Raw genomic sequence first — 19,589 nt, 5'->3', positions numbered from 1 at the left:
GGCGGTGTTCGCCGGCGGGCGTGCCGCCCGGCTCACCGCCGCCCCCGCCTCCCTCCCAGCTCCCCGCGCAGCCGCTGCGCCCGCAGGACCAGTTCCAGTTCGAAGCGGCGGTCGGGGTCGTCGATCTCGTCGCCCCACAGTTCGCGGATCTGGCGCAGGCGGTAGCGGACCGTCTGGGGATGGACGCCGAGGCGGGTGGCCACCTCCGGGGCGCCGCCGCGGGTCTCCAGCCAGGCCAGGAGGGTTTCGGCGAGGCGGCGGCCGTGGGTGGGGCCGCAGTGGGTCAGGGGGGCCAGGCACCTCAGGGCCAGGTCGTCGATGAGTTCCTCGGGCTGGAGGAGGACCAGGGCCTCGGTGTGTTCGGTGCAGTAGAGGACCTCGCCGGCGGGGAGGAGACCGCGCTCCATCAGGCGGACCGCCGCCTCCGCCCAGCGCAGGGACTTCGCGGCGTCGGTGAGCGGGACCGGCGGGCCGATCGCGCCGGACCAGCCGGTCAGGGCCCGGTGCATGAGCTCGGAGCGGCCCGCCGCGTCCGGCTCGGGCACCACCATGCGGGGTTGCTCGTACTCCATGTCGAGCAGGACGCCTTGGCCGACGGCGGGGGCCATGGCCTCGCGGGCCGGGCGGAGAAGGACACCGACCGCGACCTTCGCCGGTAAGGGCCAGCCGATGCGGGCGGCGCGCTCGGTCAGGGCCTCGGCGGGGTCGCCCCGGTGGTGCTCGGCCAGGAGCAGCTCCATGAGGCGGCGTTGCAGGCGCAGGCGTTCGCCTGCCTGGCGGGCCGCGGCCTCGGCGTAGCCGCGTACCGACTGGTCGACCAGGCCGTCGAGGTATTCGTAGCCCGCGTCGACGAGTTCGTACATGGCCGGGGGCGGGATCTCCACGCGCTGGCCGATGTCGGCGAAGCGGCGCCAGGCCAGGCGGACGCCCATGCGGTAGATGGCCTGGAGCGAGTCGAGCGAGCGGCCGTTCAGCCCCTCGCCCCGGCCGAAGTCCTGGAAGACGCCGGGCGGGACGGTCGGGCGGCCCTCCGAGTGCTCCAGGTGCTGCACGAACACCTCGATGGCACGGCGGATGCCGACCAGGGCCATCGGCTCGCCGGAGTCGTCGAGGACCACGGGCAGGTGCGGATACTCCCGCTGGATCTCGCGGAGGATCTCCTCGGCGAGCTCGGGCGCCTCGGCCATGGCGATGGCGGCGAACCGGCGCACCTGGAAGCGCGGTACGTCGTGCCAGGCCGAGCGGGCGGTGACGGTTCCGGTGCGGGCGGCCGTCATCCGTCAACTCCCCTGACCGGCCTGCTCGTAGGTGATCAGGGGCGTGTTCGGCTGGTCGGGGGTGGCTTCGAGCAGCGCGACCACGCCCAGCGCGGCGCCCACGGCGAGGGCGGCGGCGAGCGCGACGGTCAGCGCGGCGGCGAGCAGTCTGGACATCGCAGGGTCAGCCTCTCTGTCCGGATGCGTCCGGAGATGGTCCGGAGGTTGCCCCACCCCGGCACCCCGTCCCTGCCTGTCGCGCCCCAGTGTCGACAAGCATTGACACCCCGTCAAGAGCGGCCTACGGTTCCCGGCCCGACCGCACGCGCCGTTTCCCCCGCCGTGCCGGTCCTGTCGTACGTCGAGCCGTCCCAAGCCACTGGAGTGCCCGGATGCGCCGTACAACCTCCCCCTTTTCCCTGGTCCTGCTGGGTCTCGGCACGTTCCTGCTGGTGCTGGCGCCCCTGCTCGCCTGGTACGTGGAGCCGCGTGCCGCGGTCAACCCGATCGACATCGACACCACCGCCGTCTACACCGGCCGGGGCAGCGTCTTCGACACTGACCGGATCGAGACGGTGCCCGACCGGAAGATCACCGTGACCCAGCGGGTGCGGGGCGACGTCGAGGACAGCGAACGCAGCGGCACCGCCGTCTGGGACGTGACGACCACGGTCGACACCGACAAGTCGCTGCCGGCCGCCGACCCGCACGACGCGCTGGACTTCGTGCCGCACCGCTGGGTGATGGACCGCCGGACCACGCGGCCGGTGCACTGCTGCGGGGAGAAGCCGTACATCGAGGGCGAGGCGTATCTGAAGTTCCCCTTCGACGTGGAAAAACGCTCCTACCAGTGGTGGGACAACACCCTCGGCGACACGGTCGTGCTGCGCTACCGGGGCACCGCGAAGATCCAGGGCTACACCGGCTACAGGTTCACCGGCTCGGTGCCGCCGACCCGGACCGGCACGCGCATGGTGCCCGGCAGCCTCGTCGACCGGCCGGACCGGCCGCAGGTGCTGGCCGAGGAGTGGTACGCCAACCACGGTTTCGAGCTGGTCGTGGACCAGGCGACGGGGCGTGTGATCTACGCGCAGACCGGCCCGCGGCGGACCCTGCGGGCGCCGGGCGGGACCAAGGACGCGGCGGTGCTGCTGGACAGCCGGAAGGTCTCGTTCACGACCGCGACCCAGAAGGAGGCCGTGCGGCAGGCGAAACGGGACAGCGGTCAACTGCGCTTGGTGGGTACGACGTTGCCGATCGGGGCCGCGGTGGGCGGTCTCCTGCTCGCGGCGGCGGGGGGTGTTCTCCTGGCGCGCGGGCGGAAGGAGCCGGAGAACCCCGTTCCGTCCGATACATCCGGTACGCCCCAGCCCGCTCTCACGATGTGATGTGACGTCAGGTCCAACAAAGCCCGAAATTGTCACGCCGGTGAGTAGCCGTGGCGAACGTCCGGGCGAAAACTGTCCAACCCCACCCGAGCACTCCCCGTCCACACTCCCCTCCCAGGAAGAGCCCGAGCTCCCCATGGGCCATCCGCCCGTGACGACCCCGCCCCCACGTCTTCCCCCCCCCCCACTGAGTTCCGCACCCCGAGACGAGTTGGAGCACCCATGCCCCAGCACGTACCGTCCACTCCCCCACTCTCGGCTGCGCTCGAGCGGGGGCACCCCCACCGCCCCGCGTCCCCCAGCGCGCCGCAGCACCTTCCGGCGCTCCCCCCACCTCCGCGCCGGATCGTCTTCCTCGCCCACCGTGATCTGGACAACCCCTCCGCCGGCGGCTCCGAGCTGCTGGTCGACAAGCTCGCCGACGGCCTGACCCGCCTGGGCCACCAGGTGACCCTGCTGTGCGGGGGACCCGCGTCCTTGCGCGACTACCGGGTCGTGTCGGCGGGTGGCCCCTACGGGCACTATCTGCGCGCCCGGTCGGCCTTCGCCCGCCGGGTCGGCGACTGCGATCTGCTGGTGGAGGTGTGCAACGGCATGCCGTACCTGGCGCCGCTGTGGCACCGGGGGCCCACGCTGACCCTGGTCAACCACGTCCACACGGACCTGTGGAAGATGCGCTTCGGCGGGCCGCTGGCACCGGCCGCGCGGATCGGCCGAAGGCTCGAACACTGGGCGCTGACCGGGGCGCAGCAGCAGAACCTGCTCGTCGCCGTGTCCTCCTCGACCGCCCAGGCGCTGCGCGCGATCGGAGTCGAACGGGACCGGATCAGAGTCGTGCACAACGGGGTCGAGGAGCCCGGCCCGAGGGCCGACCGCTCGGCCGAGCCGCTGTTCGTCGCCGTCGGGCGGCTGGTCGAGTACAAGCGGATCGATCTGCTGCTGCGGCTGTGGGAGCGGGTCCGCCCCGTGACCGGCGGCCGGCTGGTGATCGTCGGTGACGGGCCCGAGCGCGAACGGCTCGAACGGCTCGCCGGTCCCGGCGTGGAGTTCACCGGGTACGTCACGGAGGCCGAGAAGCACCGGCTGCTGTGCGCCGCCTGGCTGTTGCTGCACCCTTCCGCCGTGGAGGGCTGGGGTCTGGTCGTGACGGAGGCCGCGGCCCGGGAGACACCGAGTGTGGCGTTCGACGTGCCGGGCCTCAAGGACTCGGTGGTGGACGGTGAGACCGGCGTCCTCGCCCGCGGCGAGTCCTCGTTCGCCGCGGCGTGGTGCACGCTGGCCCTGTCCGGGCGGCAGCGCGAGCTGATGGGCAAGGCGGCCCGGGAACGGGCGGCGCGGTTCCGGTGGGACCGTACGGTCCGGCAGTTCAGGGCGGTCGCCGCGGAGGCGGTGAAGGGCTGGGCCCCGTGACACCGTCCCTGCGCAGCCGCCCCCGGGACGGCACGTCCGTCCGCCCGGCCTGGAAGGACCCGTCGCCGCGGCGCTCGGTCGCCCTCTTCCGTGCCTTCCTCCACGAGCAGGACGATCCCGAAGCCTGCTACGCGCTGCTGGCCCGGGACGCCGTCGATCAGGTCGAGGCCTGCGACGGGCCCGTCGCCGGGCGTACCGTCCTCGATGTCGGGGGCGGCAGCGGGTACTTCACCCGGGAGTTCCGGCGGCGCGGGGCGCACGCGTTCCTCTTCGAGCCCGACCCGGCCGAACTCGGCGGGAACCCGCCCGACGCGGCCGTCGTCGCCGACGGGTACCTGCTGCCCCTGCGCGACGGCGTCGCGGACGTCACCTTCTCCTCCAACGTGCTGGAGCACGTGGCGGACCCCGAGACGTTCCTCAGTGAGCTGGCCCGGGTGACGCGGCCCGGCGGGCTGATCTACGTGTCGTTCACCAACTGGCTGTCCCCGTGGGGCGGGCACGAGTGGGCTCCGTGGCACTGGTTCGGCGCCGAGCGGGCCCGGGCCCGCTACCGGCGGCGGACCGGAAGGCCCGCCAAGCACACCCTCGGCGAGAACCTCTTCGCCGTGCACATCGGCCCCACCCTGCGGCAGGTGCGCGCCCGGGACGACGTCACGGTCGTCTCGGCGCGCTCCCGCTACTGGCCGTTCCTCGCGGAGACCGTCGTCAAGGTGCCCGGCATCCGTGAGTTCGCCACCTGGAACCTCCTCCTCATCCTGCGGCGGTGTCCCCCATGACGACCACGGTCCAGGCTCCTCCCCCGGCAGCCGTCCCCACCGCGACCACCCCGGGCCCGCCCGACGGCCCGCGGTCGCGGCGCTGGCTGCTGGGATTCTGGGCCGTGGTGTTCGTGCTGTTCCTGGCGGTGCGGCCGGGGCGGCAGACCTTCGACACCAAGCTCGGCGTCACGGTCGACCCGGGGCAGTTCCTCGCGGACCTCGGCCAGTTGTGGCACGACCGGGCCGGGTTCGGCGGGATCCAGGACCAGTACGTCGGCTATCTGTGGCCGATGCTGCCGTTCTACTGGCTGTGCGACCTGCTGCGGCTGCCGGTGTGGCTGGCGGAGCGGCTGTGGCTGTCGCTGATCGTGTCCGTCGCCTTCTGGGGGGCGCTGCGGCTGGCCGAGCGGCTGCGGGTGGGCAGCGGGGCGTCCCGGCTGCTCGGTGCGGTGGCGTACGCGCTGTGGCCGCTGTTCACGACCGTCATCGGGTCGACGTCGGCCGCGGCGCTGCCCGGCGCGTTCCTGCCGTGGGTGCTGCTGCCGCTGACGAACGAGCGGTACACCGCCCGGGTCGCGGCCCTGCGGTCGGCGCTGCTCGTGCCGTTCATGGGCGGGGTGAACGCCTCGGCGACCCTCGCCTCCCTGCTGCCGGTGGGGCTGTACCTGCTGTCCCGGCCGCCCGGGCCCCGGCAGCGCAAGCTGATCGCCTGGTGGGCTCCCGCCGTGATCGTGGTGACGGCCTGGTGGTGGGTGCCGCTGCTGCTGCTCGGTGTCTACGGCGAGAACTTCCTCCCCTACATAGAGACCGCGCGCACCACCACGGACACCATGTCGGCGACCGAGGCGCTGCGCGGCGCCGGGAACTGGGTCGCCTATCTGCACCTCGGTGACGCCTGGCTGCCGGCCGGCTGGAGCGTGGCCTCCTCCGTCGTCGTGATCGTGTGCTCGGCGCTGGCGGCCGGACTCGGACTCGCCGGCCTCGCCCGGCGGGACGTGCCCGAGCGGCGGTGGCTGGTGCTGACGGTGCTCGTGACGGCGCTGGTGCTGCTCGCCGGGTACGGCGGGGCGTTCGGGGCGCCGTTCCACGGGGTCGTGCAGGGCTGGCTGGACGGGTGGCTGTCGCCGTTCCGCAACATCTACAAGTTCCAGACGGGCCTGGCGCTGGCGCTCACCCTGGGCCTGGCGCATCTGGTGGGGGTGGCCGCCGAGCCGCGCGGGGCCCGGCGGGTGCGCGGCCGGCGCTTCGCCCCGCTGGTCGCCGCGGTGCTGATCGTGCCCGGCCTGCTGTGGCCGTACCTCAACGGCTCGATCCTCAACCCGGGTTCGTTCCAGAAGCTCCCCGCCTACTGGCAGGCCACGGCCGACTGGCTGGAGAAGTACTCCCCCGACTCCCGTGCCCTGGTCGTCCCGGCGACCGCGCACGGCGTCTACACCTGGGGCTCGCCCGTCGACCAGCCGCTCGACGTGCTCGCCGAGTCGCGGTGGGCGCAGCGCGACTACGTGCCGTTCGGCACGCCCGGCAACCGGCGCGCGATGGACGCCGTCGAGCAGGCCCTGATGTCCGGCGCCCATGTGCCGGGACTGGCCGACTACTTGAGCCGGGCCGGGCTCTACTACGTGGTCGTGCGCAACGACCTCGATCCCGACCAGATCGGCTACGTGCCCACCACGACCGTCAAGCGCACCCTGGAACAGTCGGGGTACGAGCGGGTGACGGGCCTCGGGCCGGTGATGACCGGCGGCCGGATCGCGCAGGACGCGCCCCTCCAGGTGGAGGGTCTGTACCCGCGGCAGCGGGCCGTGGAGATCTACCGGCCGACGGGGGACGACGTGATCCGGCCCGGGCAGGCCGGTCTCGCCCCGGTCGCCGACACCGCCGTGGTGTCCGGCGGGCCGGAGGCGCTGCTGCCGCTGGCGGAGCGGCTGCGGGGCCGGGCGACCGTCCTGACCGGCGACAACCACCCCGGACTCGGCACTCCGGCCGTGCAGGTGGTGGGTGACGGGCTGCGGCGGGCCGACACCCGGTTCGGGCTGGTCAACTCCGGCACCTCGTACACGTACACGCGCGACGAGCGCAACGCGCCGGACGCCTTGCAGGACCCGGGCGAGAAGCCGCGCCAGATCCTGCCCACCGAGGGCGCCGGTCACCAGACGGTGGCCGAACTGCGCGGCGCCCGGTCGGTGTCGGCGTCCTCGTACGGCAACTGGCTGTTCCACCTCCCGCAGTACGACCCGGTGAACGCCTTCGACGGCAACCCGGACACCGCCTGGGCGGAGGGCGCGCCGGACACCCCGGACGGGCAGTGGCTGCGCATCGGCTTCACCCGTTCCTTCGCCATGCCGTCCTCCTTCGAGGTCACGCCGCTGCCGCAGGAGAGCGTGCGGGCGGCCGCCACGAAGGTGCGGGTGGAGACCGAGAAGGGCTCGCGGACCAGTTTCCTCCAGCCGAACGGCACGACCCAGCGCGTCAAGGCGCCCGCGGGGGCGACGGACTGGATGAAGCTGACGATCGTGGACTCCGTGGCGCGCCGGGCCGGTCTGACCGGCGCGGGCTTCTCCGAGATCGACCTGCCGGACGTGCGGGTGACGCGGCTGCTGCGGCTCCCGGCGGACGCGGGGGACACCGCTCCGGCCGCGACCGTGGTCTCCCTGCACCGCGCCTCCGACCCGACCGGCCTGTCAGCGACCGGCACCGAGGCCGGCCTGCACCGCCGCTTCACGACCCCGGCCGCCGGGACGTACGAGGTGAAGGCGAGCGCGGTGCCCCTGCCGGGCGCGGAACTCGACGAGCTGCTCTACGAGGTCGCGCCCGAACAGCAGTCCCGGATCGTCGCCACCGCCGACTCCACGGCGGGCCTGGGTGCGGGCCTGGCGGCACGCAACCTCACCGACGGCGACCTGACCACGGCGTGGATCGCGGGCGACCGGCCGACGATCCACCTGCGCTGGCAGGGCAAGCAGCCGGTCGGCGAACTGGTCCTCGCCCCCGCGGGCGGCCTGTCCGCCCGGGCCTCCGAGGTGCACATCAGCTCCCCGGACGGCGCGGCCATCGCCGCCGTCGACGACAACGGCTGGGTCCGCTTCCCGCCGATCACCACCGACCGGCTCGACATCACGATCACCGACACGGCCCGGCTGACCCTGCACAACCCGGTCGCCGACGAGGACCTGCGCCTGCCGGTGGGCCTCACGGAGGCGTACCTCCCCTCCCTCGACCAGTACCGCACCCCGCAGCCGGACGGCACCCGGACGTTCTCCCTGCCGTGCGGAAAGGGGCCGGACGTGGCGCTGGACGGTGAGCTGTACCGGACGAGCGCCAAGGGCACCGTGCGGGACCTGGTGGAGCGGCGGGGCGTGCGGGTGACGCTCTGTCAGGAGGGCCGGGACGACACCGAGGTGCGGCTCCCCGCGGGCGACCACCGGCTGGAGGCGGGGGACGCCGGCCCGCTCGCGCTGACGGAGGTGACCCTGACCCGGGGCACGGTCCCCGAGGCCGCGGCGGCCGGACGGGACCTGAGGATCCGGGACTGGCTGGGCGACCGGCGCGCGGCGACGGTCGGCTCCGGCGCGGCCTCGTACCTGACGACCTACGAGAACTTCAACGACGGCTGGCGGGCCACGCTGAACGGCAAGGAGCTGACCCCGGTACGGCTGGACGGCTGGCAGCAGGGCTGGCGGGTCCCGGCCGGGGCGGGTGGCGAGGTCGAGCTGTCCTACGAGCCGGCCACGACCTACGACGCCGCACTGATCGGCAGCGGCGCCGGCATCGCGGTCCTGCTGGGCCTGGCGCTGTGGCGGCGCCGCGCCCCCAACCCGGACGCGGCCCAGCCCGCCCCGCCGCTGCCCGGCCTGTGGCTCGGCACGGTGGCGCTGACGCTGGCCGGCGTGGTGATCGCGGGCTGGTTCGCGCTGCTGGTCCCGGCGCTGGCGCTGCTGGCCGCGCGACGGCACGCCCTGCTGGTGCCGATCGCCTTCGCCGCCCTGGCCGGTGCGGGCGTCGCCGCAGCGTCCGGGGCGGGGGAACCGGTGGGCGCGGGTGAGGGCGCGTTCGGGCACCTGGCCCAACTGCTCGCACTCATCGGCCTGTTCGCGGGGCTGGTGAGCCTGCGCGAGGAGCCGCCGCCGTCCGGCGCGGCGACGCTACGGCTGCCGGGGACGGACACCGGAAAGGGCAAGCCCGCATGACGGCACCCGCACGCATACCGTTCCCGGTGGTGGACGAGGTGTCCCGCCACTGCCTCCAGGAGGCGGAACCGGAGACGGTCCACATCGAGGTGCACCTGCCGGGCCCCCTCGACCGGGCGCGGCTGCGCAAGGCGTTCCTGGAGGCGCTGCACCGGCATCCGCGCATCCTGATGCGGGAGGCGCGGGGGCCCTGGTACCGGCGGCGGTACGAGTGGGAGCTGACGCCGGAGCCCGACGTGGAGGTGGTGACCTTCGCCCCGCCGGGTCCGCGGGCCCTGCGGGACGCCAGGACCCGGGCCCTCACCGACGCACCGCCGTTGTCGGTGTCCCCGCCGATACGGCTGGAGGTGGTGGACTCGGTCCTCCTGCTCACCATCAACCACACGGCCCTCGACGGCCCGGCCTGCCTGCGCGTCCTGGCCACGGCCGCCGAGCTGTACGGGGGCCGGGACAACGCCCCGGCGGCGCCCCCGGTCCGCCCCGCCGAACCCCGGCAGGACGTCCCCGACACCCCGGCCGGCTGGGCACCGCCCGCGCGGGTGGCGCACGGCACCCCCGAGCCCTCCCCCGGCAACGGCCTGCTCGTCACCGAACTCCCCCTCCCGCACCGCCCCAAGGGCTCCCCGTACACCGTCAACGACCAGCTCATGGTCACCACGGCCCTGACCATCGCCCACTGGAACCGGGAGCACGGCGCCCGGCCCCGCCCCCTGCGCATCACGATGCCGGTGGACGACCGCCCCCGCGACACGACGATGCCCATCGGCAACGGCACCCGCCTGGTGGAAGTCCCGTACGCGCCGCGGGAACTGGACGTCACCGACATGCCGGCCCTGCTGCGGCGCACCGCGGAGCGCACCCGGGCCCTGAAGGCCCTGCCCCGCCCCCAGCTCGGGCACGGCGCGGCCCTCCTGACCGCGCCCTGGGCGCCGGTCACCGCCCGGGCCGCCCTCACCCGGGCCCTGCGCCGGGCCGCCGCTCCCTGGACGTCGACGACCCTGCTCAGCAACATCGGCCGCATCCCCTACCCGCTGGACTTCGGTGAGGAGGCGGGCCGGGCGCACGCGGTCTGGTTCTCGGCGCCGGCCCGGATGCCGCGCGGCCTGACCGTGACCACCGCCTCGACAGCCGGCCGTCTCCACCTGGCCCTGCGCTGGTCGAAGACGCTGCTCAGCCATGGCGACGGCGCCCATCTGCGCGACCTCTTCGAGCACTACCTGCACACCACGGAGGTGACCCCGTGACGACGCCGGCCACCACCGGACGCCCACCCCGGGACCTGCGCGACTTCTACGAGAACCCGGCCGTCCCGGTCGCCTCCGGCACCCCGCGCAGCCTCCGCCAGGCCCGCATGCTGGCCCGCGCCCTGAGCGGCCCGGCCGGCGCGAGCCCGCTGACGATCCTCGACATCGGCTGCGGGGACGGCACCGCCGCCGCCACCGCCGCCCCGCTCCTGCCCGGCCACCGGATCATCGGCGTCGACTGGTCCCAGGACGCCCTGCGCCGCGCCCGCACCCGCATCCCGCACGCGGTGCGCGGCGAACTCACCGGCGGCGGCCTGCCGTTCGCCACCGGGTCGGCCGACGCCGTGCTGTTCAGCGAGGTCATCGAGCACCTCGTCGACCCGGACGCGGCCCTCGACGAGATCCGGCGCGTGCTGCGGCCCGGCGGCCATCTGATGCTGTCCACGCCGAACCTGGCCGCCTGGTACAACCGCGGGCTGCTGCTGGCCGGGGTGCAGCCGGTGTTCTCGGAGGTCAGCCTGCGCGGCATCCACGGCCGCCCCGGCCGCGAGGTCGTGGGGCACCTGCGGCTCTACACCGCCCGCGCCCTGCGGGAGTTCGTCGCCGCGTCCGGGTTCACGGTGGAACGCCTCGAAGGGGCGCCCTTCCACAGCGTGCCGCGCCCGCTGCGTCCGCTGGACCGGCTGGCCTGCGCCCGGCCGCAGCTCGCGTCGATCCTGCTGCTGCACGCCAGGAGGACGTGACCCATGTGGTGGGGCGTGGCCGCGGCGCTGCTGGCGAACACCCTGTACAGCCTGGGCTTCGTGCTGGAGAAGCGGGCGCTCGGCTCCCTGCCCGAGGTGACGATCCGCCGGCCGGCGCGGCTGCTGCGTCTCGTCCTCGGCAGCCCCTTGTGGATCGGCGGGTCCCTCGCCCTGGCCGCCGGTTTCGCCGCGCAGCTCGTCGTCTACCGCACTCTGCCGATCGCCGCCGCGCAGGGCATCTTCGTCTCCGGCCTGGTGCTGCTGGTGCTGCTGTCGGCGCGGCTGCTCGGCGAGGAGACCTCCGGCCGGGAGCGGTACGCGCTGGGCGCGATCCTGCTGGCCCTGCTGATGGTGGTGCTGTCGCTGCAGCAGGGCGGGGACACGGTCGGCCAGGACGCGCCCTACCCGCTGATCCTGCTGGTGTGCGTGCCCTCGCTGGCGGCCGGGGTGTGGCTGTACGCCTCCGCCGAGCGGCGCTCCCGCAACCGGCACCGGCGCCCGACGACCGGCGTGGAGTACGGCGTGGCGGTGGGCCTGCTGTACGGCGTCAGCTCACTGGCCATCAAGGGCGTCTCCGGCCGTCTGACGACCGGCGGGATCGGCGGCGCCGCGCTGGACCTGCTGAGCTCCCCGTATCCGTATCTGCTGCTGTTCACCGGTGTGTTCGGGCTGGTGATGTCGCAGGCGGCGCTCCAGCGCTGCCGGGCCTCGCTGATCGTGCCGGTGTGCACGACCGTGACCAGTCTGTTCACGGCGGTGCTCGGCACGCTGTCCTTCGGCGAGGCCCTGCCGGACGAGCCGCTGCGGCTCGGGCTGCGGGTGGCGGGCACGGCCCTGGCGGTGGCCGTCCTGCTGGCCATGCCGAAGCACGACACCACTCCCCGACCCTCCCCACCCGCCAAGGAGCTGGCATCCCCATGAAGCCCGACGACCCGCTGCTGAAGATCCTGGCGTGCCCGATCGACAAGGGCCCGCTGCATCTGCTGGCCGACGAGGACGGACAGGAGGAGGCGCTGTACAACCCGCGCCTGCGCCGCCGTTACCCGATCACCGACGGCATTCCGCAGCTGCTGCCGTCCTCGGGCGAGCAGGTGCCGGACGACCGGCACGAGGAGATCCTCAGGAGGATGGCGCCGTGACCAGCCTGGCAGCCCGTCTCGCCCCCGTCCTGCCCGCCCGGCTGGTGGCCGCGACGGCCCGGGCGCTCTACCCCCGTTTCGAACCGGAGCTGGCCCGTCTCGCCGAGCTGTGCCCGCCCCGCTGCGGTACGGCGGTGGACGTCGGCGGCTGGTACGGGCCCTGGACGCACCGCCTGGCGGGCCTCGCCGAGCAGGTCGTGACGATCGAGCCGGTGCCCCATCTGGCCCGGCTGCTGACCGCCGCCGCGCCGGGGAACGTCCGCGTGATCCGGGCGGCGGCCTCGGACCGGCCGGGCATCGCCCGCCTGTGGCTGCCGCCGGACGACTCCGGCGACCGGGGCGTGTCCTCGCTGGTGCGGCGCGACATCCACGGCCGGGCGCTGGACGTCCCCTGCGTCACGCTGGACGAACTGGGCCTGCGTGACGTCGGCTTCATCAAGATCGACGTGGACGGCAACGAACCCGCGGTGCTGCGCGGGGCCACGGGCCTGCTGGCCCGTGACCGGCCGGCGCTGTTCGTGGAGCTGGAGTCCCGCATCCAGCCGATCGCGCCGGTGGTGACGTACCTGGCCCTGCTGGGCTACGACGGTTGGGTGCTGCCCGGCGACACCTGGGTGCCGCTGTCCGGGTTCCCCCTGGAGAGCCACCAGGCGGACGCCTCCTACGTCGTCTCCCACGGTCTGCTCCGCCGGGTGCTGCCCTCCCCCGCCCTCAGGGGCCCGCGCTACGTCAACTCCGTGCTGTTCCTGCCCGACGGCCGCCGCCCGGGCGGGACCCGGGTGGGCGACGATGGGACGCATGCCCTCCGAGAAGCGCCCCGCTAGCCCCTTCACCCCGCTCGACTTCCAGCTGGTGCTGCTGCGCCGCATGGCCGACCACAACCCCGGCCTGGTGGAGGACGCTCGCCATGAGCTGGGCGTGTCGATCGCGGACATGCGCGAGGCGAACCGGCGCTGGCAGGCGATGGTCCGCTCCCCGCGCTCGCGCGCGCCCCTGTCCCGGTACCGCCAGGTGCTGGGCGAGCCCGAGTCCCGTACGCCGCGTCGGATCGGCGATCTCGACTGCGAGTCCTGGCTGTGGCCCGTTCCCCTCTGGCCCGCCTTGCGCTTCGAGGTGCTGGCCGCCCCGAACCGCGCGGTGTGGAACGAGTGGCTGGTCCGCGCGCCGGGCGCGAAGGGCCCCGAGCTGCGCACGCTGGACGACCTCACCCCCTGGTCCTGCACGGTCGACGAGGCGGCCCGTGCCTTCGCCCCGGCCCGCCCCCTGGAGGGCACGGCCCCGACCCGGTGGGGCCTGGCGTTCACCGCGCCGGACGGGCGGGGGGTGCGGCGGGAGGCCGTCGCGGAGTTCACCTGGGGGCTGGTGCAGCGGGTGTCGGTCACCGGCGCCCAGGGCCGGGACGCGTGAGGTCGTGCCCGACGGCGGCGGTCCCCGCCCGGCGCGATCAGCCGGCGGCGGCCAGGACCGCCCGTACGACCCTCGGCAGGGAGTCCGGGTGCAGATCCAGGAACAGGTTCGGCTCGATCAGCTCCAGCTCCATCACGCACGGCTCCCCGTCCGGGCCGGTGGCGAGGTCCACGCGTGCGTACAGCAGCCCGGCGTCGACGGGCACGGCGGCCAGGGCCCGCTCGGCCACGGCCAGTTCGGCGGCGGTCGGCTCCCAGCGGCGCAGGTCGGGGTGGGCGACCTTGTCGGCGTCGTACGGCGTGCCCGGCGCGAGGACGGCGCCCTTGACGCTGGCGTGCAGCAGGCGCCCGCCGAAGTACTGCAGGGCCCGCTCGCCGTACGTGTCGATGCCGCTCAGGTAGGGCTGCACCATGACGGTGAACCCCTCGGCGTGCATCCGCTCGACCTGCCGCAGGGCGGCGTCGCGCTCCCCGGCGGGGTAGCGGGCGGCGTACCGGGCACCGGCCCCGGAGGCGGGCTTCACGACGTACTCGCGGTCGGCGGGCAGCTCGACGGGGTCCCCGGGTGCGACGTACCGGGTCGGCACGGTGGGCACTCCGGCGGCGGCGAGCTGCCCGAGGTAGCGCTTGTCGGCGTTCCACCGCACGACAGCGGCCGGGTTGGCGAGCCGCGTCGCCTTCCCGCACCGCTCGGCCCACGCCGTGAACTCCTCGGCGCGCCAGCTGTAGTCCCAGGTGGAGCGGATGAGGGCCAGATCGAACCCGGCCCAGTCGGCCGCGGGGTCGTCCCAGTGCACGGCCACGGCGTCGGCCCCGGCCCGCCGCAGCGCCTCCACCAGCACCGGCAGGTCCCGGTCCTTGTGCTCCTCGCCGCGCGGGTCGTAGGTCACGACGGCGATACGCGGGCTGCCGGCCACGGCGGCTCCCTCCTCGTACGGGCGATCGACTCGATGTCCGTTCGCAGGCTAACCGATCACACGCGAACCGCGGCGGCCCCACCGTGAGCGTCCCGGACCTGGGCCGCGGGCGTTTCTTTCGGCGGCCGATGGTGTACGGAGGGATCGTGGCGGGTGGTCGTCCCCGGCCGGGGACGACCACCCGCCGCCCAGCGACGACGACCGCCCGCAGCAGCCAAGGAGACGTGACGCGTGACCCCCCTCTTCCCGGCCCTGACCGACGACCCGGCCGACCGCCCCGCCCTCCGGTTCGGTGAGCGCTCCCTGACCTACGCTCAGCTCGCCGCGGCGGCCGGGGCCCTGACGGGCCGGGTCGGCGAGGCCGGCCGGGTCGCCGTCTGGGCGACGCCCACGATGGAGACGGCCGTGGCGGTGGTCGCCGCGCTGCTGGCCGGTGTGCCGGCCGTGCCGCTCAACCCGAAGTCCGGGGAGAAGGAGCTCGGGCACATCCTGGCCGACAGCGCGCCCGAGCTGGTGCTCACGACCCCCGACGACCGGCTCCCCGCGGCCCTGCGGGACCTCACCCGCGTGGACGTCGACGTGCACGCCACCGGCCCGGCCCCCCGGGAGCGTGCCGCGGACGAGGATCCGGCCCTGATCGTCTACACCTCGGGCACCACCGGCCCGCCCAAGGGCGCCGTCATCCCGCGCCGGGCCCTCGCGGCCACCCTCGACGCCCTGGCCGACGCCTGGCGGTGGACCGGCGAGGACGTCCTCGTCCACGGACTGCCCCTGTTCCATGTGCACGGGCTGGTCCTGGGCACCCTCGGCCCGCTGCGGGGCGGCGGGTCCGTCCGGCACCTGGGCCGCTTCAGCACCCAGGGCGTGGCCCGCGAGCTGAACGGCGGGGCGACCATGCTATTCGGCGTGCCGACGATGTACCACCGCATCGCGGAGGCCGTGACGAGCGACCCGGAGCTGGTGAAGGCGCTGACCGGGGCGCGGCTGCTGGTGTCCGGTTCGGCCGCGCTGCCCGTGCACGACCACGGCCGGATCGCGACCGCGACCGGACGCCGGGTGATCGAGCGGTACGGCATGACGGAGACGCTGATGAACACCAGCGTCCGGGCCGACGGCGAGGCCCGCCCGGGCACGGTGGGCGTGCCGCTGCCGGGCGTGGAGCTGCGGCTGGTCGAGGAGGACGGTTCCGAGATCGCCGCGTACGACGGGGAGACGGTTGGCGAGATCCAGGTGCGCGGTCCGAACCTGTTCACCGGGTACCTCAACCGGCCGGACGCCACCGCCGCCGCCTTCACCGCCGACGGCTTCTTCCGCACCGGCGACATGGCGGTGCGCGACCCCGACGGCTACGTCCGGATCGTCGGCCGCAAGGCCACCGACCTGATCAAGAGCGGCGGTTACAAGATCGGGGCCGGTGAGATCGAGAACGCGCTGCTGGAACACCCCGGGGTTCGGGAGGCGGCCGTCACCGGGGAGCCGGACGCCGATCTGGGCGAGCGGATCGTGGCGTGGATCGTGCCGGCCGATCCCCAGTCACCGCCCCCGCTGGAGGAGCTGGCGGACCATGTGGCGCGGCGGCTGGCCCCGCACAAGCGGCCCCGGGTCGTGCACCACCTCGACGCGCTGCCCCGCAACGACATGGGCAAGATCATGAAGCGGGCACTGGCCCATGGTTGAGCGCCTGACCGCCCGTGAGATCGTCACCGCCCTCGCCGACGACGCCACCTTCGCCGAACTCCCCTCCCCCGAACGGCGATCGCTCCCGGACGGCCCGCTCGGGTGGCCGGGCTACGACGACTCCCGGGCCCGGGCCGCCGAACGCACCGGCGAGCAGGAGTCCGTGGTGTGCGGCACCGCCCGCGTCGGCGGAACGCGGGCCGTGCTGATCGCGTTCGAGTTCGGTTTCCTCGGCGGTTCGCTCGGGCAGCGCACCGGCGACCGGCTGGAGGCGGCGTACGCGTATGCCCGTGACCGCCGCTTCCCGGTGGTGCCGCTGGTGGCGACGGGCGGCAGCCGGATGCAGGAGGGCATGCTCGCGCTGACCCAACTCCAGCGGGTGGCACGCCAGTCGGCGCTCACGCGGGAGGCCGCTCTCGCCCAGATCGCCGTCCTGCGCGACCCGACCACCGGGGGCGGCTGGGCCACCCTGGGCGCGGGCGCCGACGTGGTGCTCGCGCTGCCCGGCGCCCAGGTGGGTTTCGCCGGCTCCCGGGTGCGCCCGGCGGACGCGGACCCGGCGGCGTACACGGCGGAGGCGCAGGTCGCGGCGGGATCGGCGGACGCGGTCGTGGAGCCGGGGGAGCTGCGCGAGACGCTCGGGCGGTGGCTGCGGCTGCTGACCTGCCCGTCGGCCACGCCCGCCCCGCCGCCCGGGCCGCTCGGCGAGTCCGCGGTGCTGCCCGCCACGGGCTGGGACGCCGTCCGGCGGGCCCGCTCCCCACAGCGGCCGCGCGCCGCGGCCTACTTGGACGCCTACTTCACCGACCGGGTCGCGATCAGCGGCGACCGCTGCGGCGGCACCGACCCGGAGGGCATGCTGTGCGGCTTCGGCACGCACGAGGGCCGTACGGTCGCCTACGCCGCGCAGACCGGGACCGCGACCCGCCCGGCCGGCTACCGCACCGCCGCCCGGCTGATCCGTCTCGCGGACCGGCTCGGCATCCCGGTGCTGACCCTCGTGGACACCCCGGGCGCCGCCAACGACGCGGAGGCGGAGCGGCAGGGCGCGGGCGCGGCGATCGCCGACCTGTTCGGCGCGGTGGCGAGCGCCCGCACCCCGGTGACCACGCTGGTCATCGGCGAAGGCGGCTCCGGTGGCGCACTGGCCCTGGCCGCGCCCGGCAACACCTGGGCCACACCCGACAGTTACTTCTCGGTGATCGCGCCGGAGCTCGCGGCGGCCATCCTCAAGCGTCCGCCGCGCGAGGTGGAGGCGACGGCGGACCAGCTCCGCATCCGCCCGCAGGACCTGGTGGAACTGGGGGTGATCCGGGGGACGGTCGGCGGGTGAGCCGGGCGCATGCCCCTGCGCCGAACTCGCACCTTCCGTCACAATGGAGCCGCCCAGCGCAATCGGACGACGGGGGTGTCGTGGACGGGTTGGTCGAGTTCAGAACCGGTGACGGGGCGGTGGTGGCGGTCGAGGCCGTGGAGGAGCGGTCCGGTTCCCGTCTGGTCTCCCGCGGCGAGGGCGCGGTCCGGGCGGCCCACACCTTCGAGGGCGCCCTGGAGGGGGTGCGGGCTGCGGCCGAGTCGGCGCTGCGCGTCTTCCGGGACGGCTCGCTGCGGCCCGACGGCGTGGAGATCGAGTTCGGAGTGAAACTGGCCGCCGAGACGGGCGCGTTCATCGCCAAGGGCACCGCCGAGGGCCACCTGGTGGTCAAGCTGACCTGGTCCCCGGACGCCCCTGGGGCGAGCTCCGCCTCATGAACAGCGCCGAGTGGCACGCCCGTATCGAGTTACGGGGCCGGGTGACCGGAGCGGGTTTCCTGGTCACCCCGGACACCGTGCTGACGTGTGCCCATGTCGTGGGCGACGGCGCGGATTTGGTCGTGTCCTTCACGGAGCGGCCCGGCACCCCGCCGGTCCCCGCCCGGGTCGTCGCCCACGGCGGCTGGAACGGCGCGGTCACCGACCCCGGTGACCTGGCCGTGCTGGAGCTGGACCGGGAGATGCCGTTCGCCCCGGCTGCCCTGGCCCCGGCCGACGCGGCGCACGGCACACCGGCCCGCAAACTCGTCGTGTACGGCTTCCCTGACGGCTTCGACGAGGGCACCCTCGCCGAATACCGCGTCACCGCACCCCAGTTGATCCGACGGGAGTGGCTCCAGCTGGAGTCCTGGCACCAGGGCGGCCAGCCCCTGGCCCCGGGTTTCAGCGGGGCCGCCGTCACCCTGGCCGACACCGGCGAGGTCGTCGGCATGGTCACGGCGGACTCCGGCAGCCGGGAGGTGCGCACCGGCCGGATGATGCCCACCCAGGTCATGGCCCGCTACTGGCCGGGCCTTGAGGGTCTGGTCCCCACCTCCGAGCACACCGGCGCCGACCGGGCCCGGCTGCGCGCCCTGGTCGAGAAGGCGGCCCGCGCCGGTGTCGACTGCGACCCGGTGCGGCTGTACACGGCGGCGGCCGACCCGTTCGATCCCCCGCCGCCCGAGGAGGGGTTCGACTCGCTGTGGTCGGCGGCCCTGTTCGTGCTGTGCGAACTCGACGGCCCGGGCGCCGCGCGGACCGTCGCCCGGTTCGCCGACCGGCTCCACGCCCTGCTGCACGCGCCGGCCGAGGAGCCGTCGGTGCCCGACTGGTCGCCGATCCTCGTCGAGCTCGGACACAGCGGAGCGGGCGACGGGCTGGTCCGGGTGGAGGTGTCCGCGTACAGCGAGGGGCGGCGGCACCCGGTGGACTCCGGCACGGTCGAGCGGCACCGGCTGCACGCCTACGTGCGGGACGGCATCGAGGCGGCGTTCCGCTATCTGACCCCCGGCGCGGACGAGCTGGTGGCGTTCGCGCTGCCGAGGGACTGGCTGGACTGGCCGGTCGACCGCTGGGAGAGCGCCCCGGACGACGACACCCCGCTCGGCTGCGTCTATCCGCTGGTCGTCACCGACCACACCCGCCGCAAGGCCAGCACCCGGCATGTGCTGACCCGGGCGTGGAAGCGCCTGGACTCCTGGCCGGGCGCGCGGATGCACCGGGTGGAGTGCGGCGCATCGGAGGAGCCCGGGCGGCTGCGGTTGCGGCTGCGGCAGCGCGACGCCTGCCTGGCCGGGTTCGGCACCGCCCCTGCCGCCTCGCGCACCCGGCCCCACTTCGACGTCTCGCTGGCCGCCCCGGCCCCGGTGATCATGTGGTCGCGCGGCGGCTGCGGCTCCGGGCAGGAGGAGTGCGCCGGGGCGGACGGCTGCACCGGCAAGGCGTTCCTCGACGCGCTCGACGCCTGTGTCCTGGCCGTGCCGCCCGCCGAACTCCCGCGCCAGGTCCTTGCGTTGCGCGAGGAGGCGCACGCGGAGGAGGACCACTGGGCCCGCGGCATCCAGCTGCTCTGGGACGACCCGCGGCTCTTCACCGACCCGCACGCCCTCACCGCCGCGCACCCGAGGTCGCCGGTGGCCTGACCCGCGCGCACGCGACACACCCGAGAG

The 19,589-nt window shown here is 74.7% G+C and carries 17 protein-coding genes; 14 read left to right on the top strand and 3 right to left on the bottom strand.

Going from position 1 to position 19,589, the window contains the following annotated elements; all coding sequences use genetic code 11:
• Positions 1–32: 32 nt before the first annotated feature.
• Positions 33–1,277 (bottom strand): PucR family transcriptional regulator, encoded by a 1,245-nt coding sequence (locus AC0665_RS07830; protein WP_478602457.1) that lies wholly within the window; start codon positions 1,275–1,277, stop codon positions 33–35.
• A gap of 3 nt (positions 1,278–1,280) precedes the next feature.
• Positions 1,281–1,433 carry a hypothetical protein gene (locus AC0665_RS07825; protein WP_010042314.1) on the bottom strand — a complete coding sequence of 51 codons (153 nt, stop codon included), beginning with the start codon at positions 1,431–1,433 and terminating at the stop codon, positions 1,281–1,283.
• Between the two features lie 215 nt (positions 1,434–1,648).
• Between AC0665_RS07825 and pgfA the strand changes: the two genes are divergently transcribed.
• From pgfA to AC0665_RS07775, 10 genes are all read left to right on the top strand, one after another.
• Complete coding sequence (gene pgfA, locus AC0665_RS07820; RefSeq protein ID WP_478602455.1) at positions 1,649–2,644, top strand: cell envelope lipid trafficking protein PgfA; 996 nt, start codon at positions 1,649–1,651, stop codon at positions 2,642–2,644.
• A 222-nt stretch (positions 2,645–2,866) separates the two neighbouring features.
• Positions 2,867–4,054 (top strand): glycosyltransferase family 4 protein, encoded by a 1,188-nt coding sequence (locus AC0665_RS07815; protein WP_478602453.1) that lies wholly within the window; start codon positions 2,867–2,869, stop codon positions 4,052–4,054.
• Positions 4,051–4,830, top strand: a complete 780-nt coding sequence (locus AC0665_RS07810) for a class I SAM-dependent methyltransferase (protein ID WP_468413256.1) — start codon at positions 4,051–4,053, stop codon at positions 4,828–4,830. Before AC0665_RS07815 ends, AC0665_RS07810 begins: the two co-directional genes overlap by 4 nt.
• A complete protein-coding gene (locus tag AC0665_RS07805) occupies positions 4,827–8,999 on the top strand; it encodes a DUF3367 domain-containing protein (protein WP_478602451.1) in 4,173 nt (1,390 codons plus the stop codon). The genes AC0665_RS07810 and AC0665_RS07805 overlap by 4 nt, the downstream gene beginning before the upstream one ends.
• Positions 8,996–10,243: a condensation protein gene (locus AC0665_RS07800; RefSeq protein ID WP_478602449.1), complete on the top strand. Its 1,248-nt coding sequence runs from the start codon at positions 8,996–8,998 to the stop codon at positions 10,241–10,243. The genes AC0665_RS07805 and AC0665_RS07800 overlap by 4 nt, the downstream gene beginning before the upstream one ends.
• Entirely contained in the window at positions 10,240–10,986 is a 747-nt protein-coding gene (locus tag AC0665_RS07795; RefSeq protein WP_478602447.1) for a class I SAM-dependent methyltransferase, read from the top strand. Before AC0665_RS07800 ends, AC0665_RS07795 begins: the two co-directional genes overlap by 4 nt.
• A gap of 3 nt (positions 10,987–10,989) precedes the next feature.
• Positions 10,990–11,907 (top strand): hypothetical protein, encoded by a 918-nt coding sequence (locus tag AC0665_RS07790; RefSeq protein WP_478602445.1) that lies wholly within the window; start codon positions 10,990–10,992, stop codon positions 11,905–11,907.
• Positions 11,904–12,125: a Trm112 family protein gene (locus AC0665_RS07785; protein ID WP_478602443.1), complete on the top strand. Its 222-nt coding sequence runs from the start codon at positions 11,904–11,906 to the stop codon at positions 12,123–12,125. Before AC0665_RS07790 ends, AC0665_RS07785 begins: the two co-directional genes overlap by 4 nt.
• Entirely contained in the window at positions 12,122–12,949 is an 828-nt protein-coding gene (locus AC0665_RS07780; protein ID WP_468413246.1) for an FkbM family methyltransferase, read from the top strand. Before AC0665_RS07785 ends, AC0665_RS07780 begins: the two co-directional genes overlap by 4 nt.
• Positions 12,915–13,532, top strand: a complete 618-nt coding sequence (locus AC0665_RS07775) for a hypothetical protein (protein ID WP_478704615.1) — start codon at positions 12,915–12,917, stop codon at positions 13,530–13,532. Before AC0665_RS07780 ends, AC0665_RS07775 begins: the two co-directional genes overlap by 35 nt.
• 37 nt (positions 13,533–13,569) lie before the next feature.
• Here AC0665_RS07775 and AC0665_RS07770 read toward each other — a convergent pair whose 3' ends face one another.
• Positions 13,570–14,448 carry an ATP-grasp domain-containing protein gene (locus tag AC0665_RS07770; protein ID WP_478507723.1) on the bottom strand — a complete coding sequence of 293 codons (879 nt, stop codon included), beginning with the start codon at positions 14,446–14,448 and terminating at the stop codon, positions 13,570–13,572.
• Between the two features lie 231 nt (positions 14,449–14,679).
• Between AC0665_RS07770 and AC0665_RS07765 the strand changes: the two genes are divergently transcribed.
• The 4 genes from AC0665_RS07765 to AC0665_RS07750 all read left to right on the top strand — a co-directional run bounded on the left by AC0665_RS07765 (position 14,680) and on the right by AC0665_RS07750 (position 19,562).
• Entirely contained in the window at positions 14,680–16,125 is a 1,446-nt protein-coding gene (locus tag AC0665_RS07765; protein WP_478704614.1) for an acyl-CoA synthetase, read from the top strand.
• Positions 16,118–17,458 carry a carboxyl transferase domain-containing protein gene (locus tag AC0665_RS07760; protein WP_478704613.1) on the top strand — a complete coding sequence of 447 codons (1,341 nt, stop codon included), beginning with the start codon at positions 16,118–16,120 and terminating at the stop codon, positions 17,456–17,458. The genes AC0665_RS07765 and AC0665_RS07760 overlap by 8 nt, the downstream gene beginning before the upstream one ends.
• Before the next feature lie 80 nt (positions 17,459–17,538).
• Positions 17,539–17,877, top strand: coding sequence for a CU044_2847 family protein (locus tag AC0665_RS07755; RefSeq protein ID WP_468633893.1), 339 nt, complete (start codon positions 17,539–17,541; stop codon positions 17,875–17,877).
• Entirely contained in the window at positions 17,874–19,562 is a 1,689-nt protein-coding gene (locus AC0665_RS07750) for a VMAP-C domain-containing protein (protein WP_478704612.1), read from the top strand. Before AC0665_RS07755 ends, AC0665_RS07750 begins: the two co-directional genes overlap by 4 nt.
• Positions 19,563–19,589: the final 27 nt, after the last annotated feature.

It is taken from the genome of Streptomyces sp. NPDC043685 (assembly GCF_056436585.1).
This window is presented reverse-complemented; position numbering and strand designations above follow the sequence as displayed.

Coding starts and splice junctions, on each gene's coding strand:
- pgfA (WP_478602455.1), top strand. CDS start 1,649: ATGCGCCGTACAACCTCCCCCTTTTCCCTGGTCCTGCTGGGTCTCGGC.
- AC0665_RS07750 (WP_478704612.1), top strand. CDS start 17,874: ATGAACAGCGCCGAGTGGCACGCCCGTATCGAGTTACGGGGCCGGGTG.
- AC0665_RS07785 (WP_478602443.1), top strand. CDS start 11,904: ATGAAGCCCGACGACCCGCTGCTGAAGATCCTGGCGTGCCCGATCGAC.
- AC0665_RS07775 (WP_478704615.1), top strand. CDS start 12,915: ATGGGACGCATGCCCTCCGAGAAGCGCCCCGCTAGCCCCTTCACCCCG.
- AC0665_RS07790 (WP_478602445.1), top strand. CDS start 10,990: ATGTGGTGGGGCGTGGCCGCGGCGCTGCTGGCGAACACCCTGTACAGC.
- AC0665_RS07815 (WP_478602453.1), top strand. CDS start 2,867: ATGCCCCAGCACGTACCGTCCACTCCCCCACTCTCGGCTGCGCTCGAG.
- AC0665_RS07800 (WP_478602449.1), top strand. CDS start 8,996: ATGACGGCACCCGCACGCATACCGTTCCCGGTGGTGGACGAGGTGTCC.
- AC0665_RS07760 (WP_478704613.1), top strand. CDS start 16,118: ATGGTTGAGCGCCTGACCGCCCGTGAGATCGTCACCGCCCTCGCCGAC.
- AC0665_RS07825 (WP_010042314.1), bottom strand. CDS start 1,433: ATGTCCAGACTGCTCGCCGCCGCGCTGACCGTCGCGCTCGCCGCCGCC.
- AC0665_RS07830 (WP_478602457.1), bottom strand. CDS start 1,277: ATGACGGCCGCCCGCACCGGAACCGTCACCGCCCGCTCGGCCTGGCAC.
- AC0665_RS07805 (WP_478602451.1), top strand. CDS start 4,827: ATGACGACCACGGTCCAGGCTCCTCCCCCGGCAGCCGTCCCCACCGCG.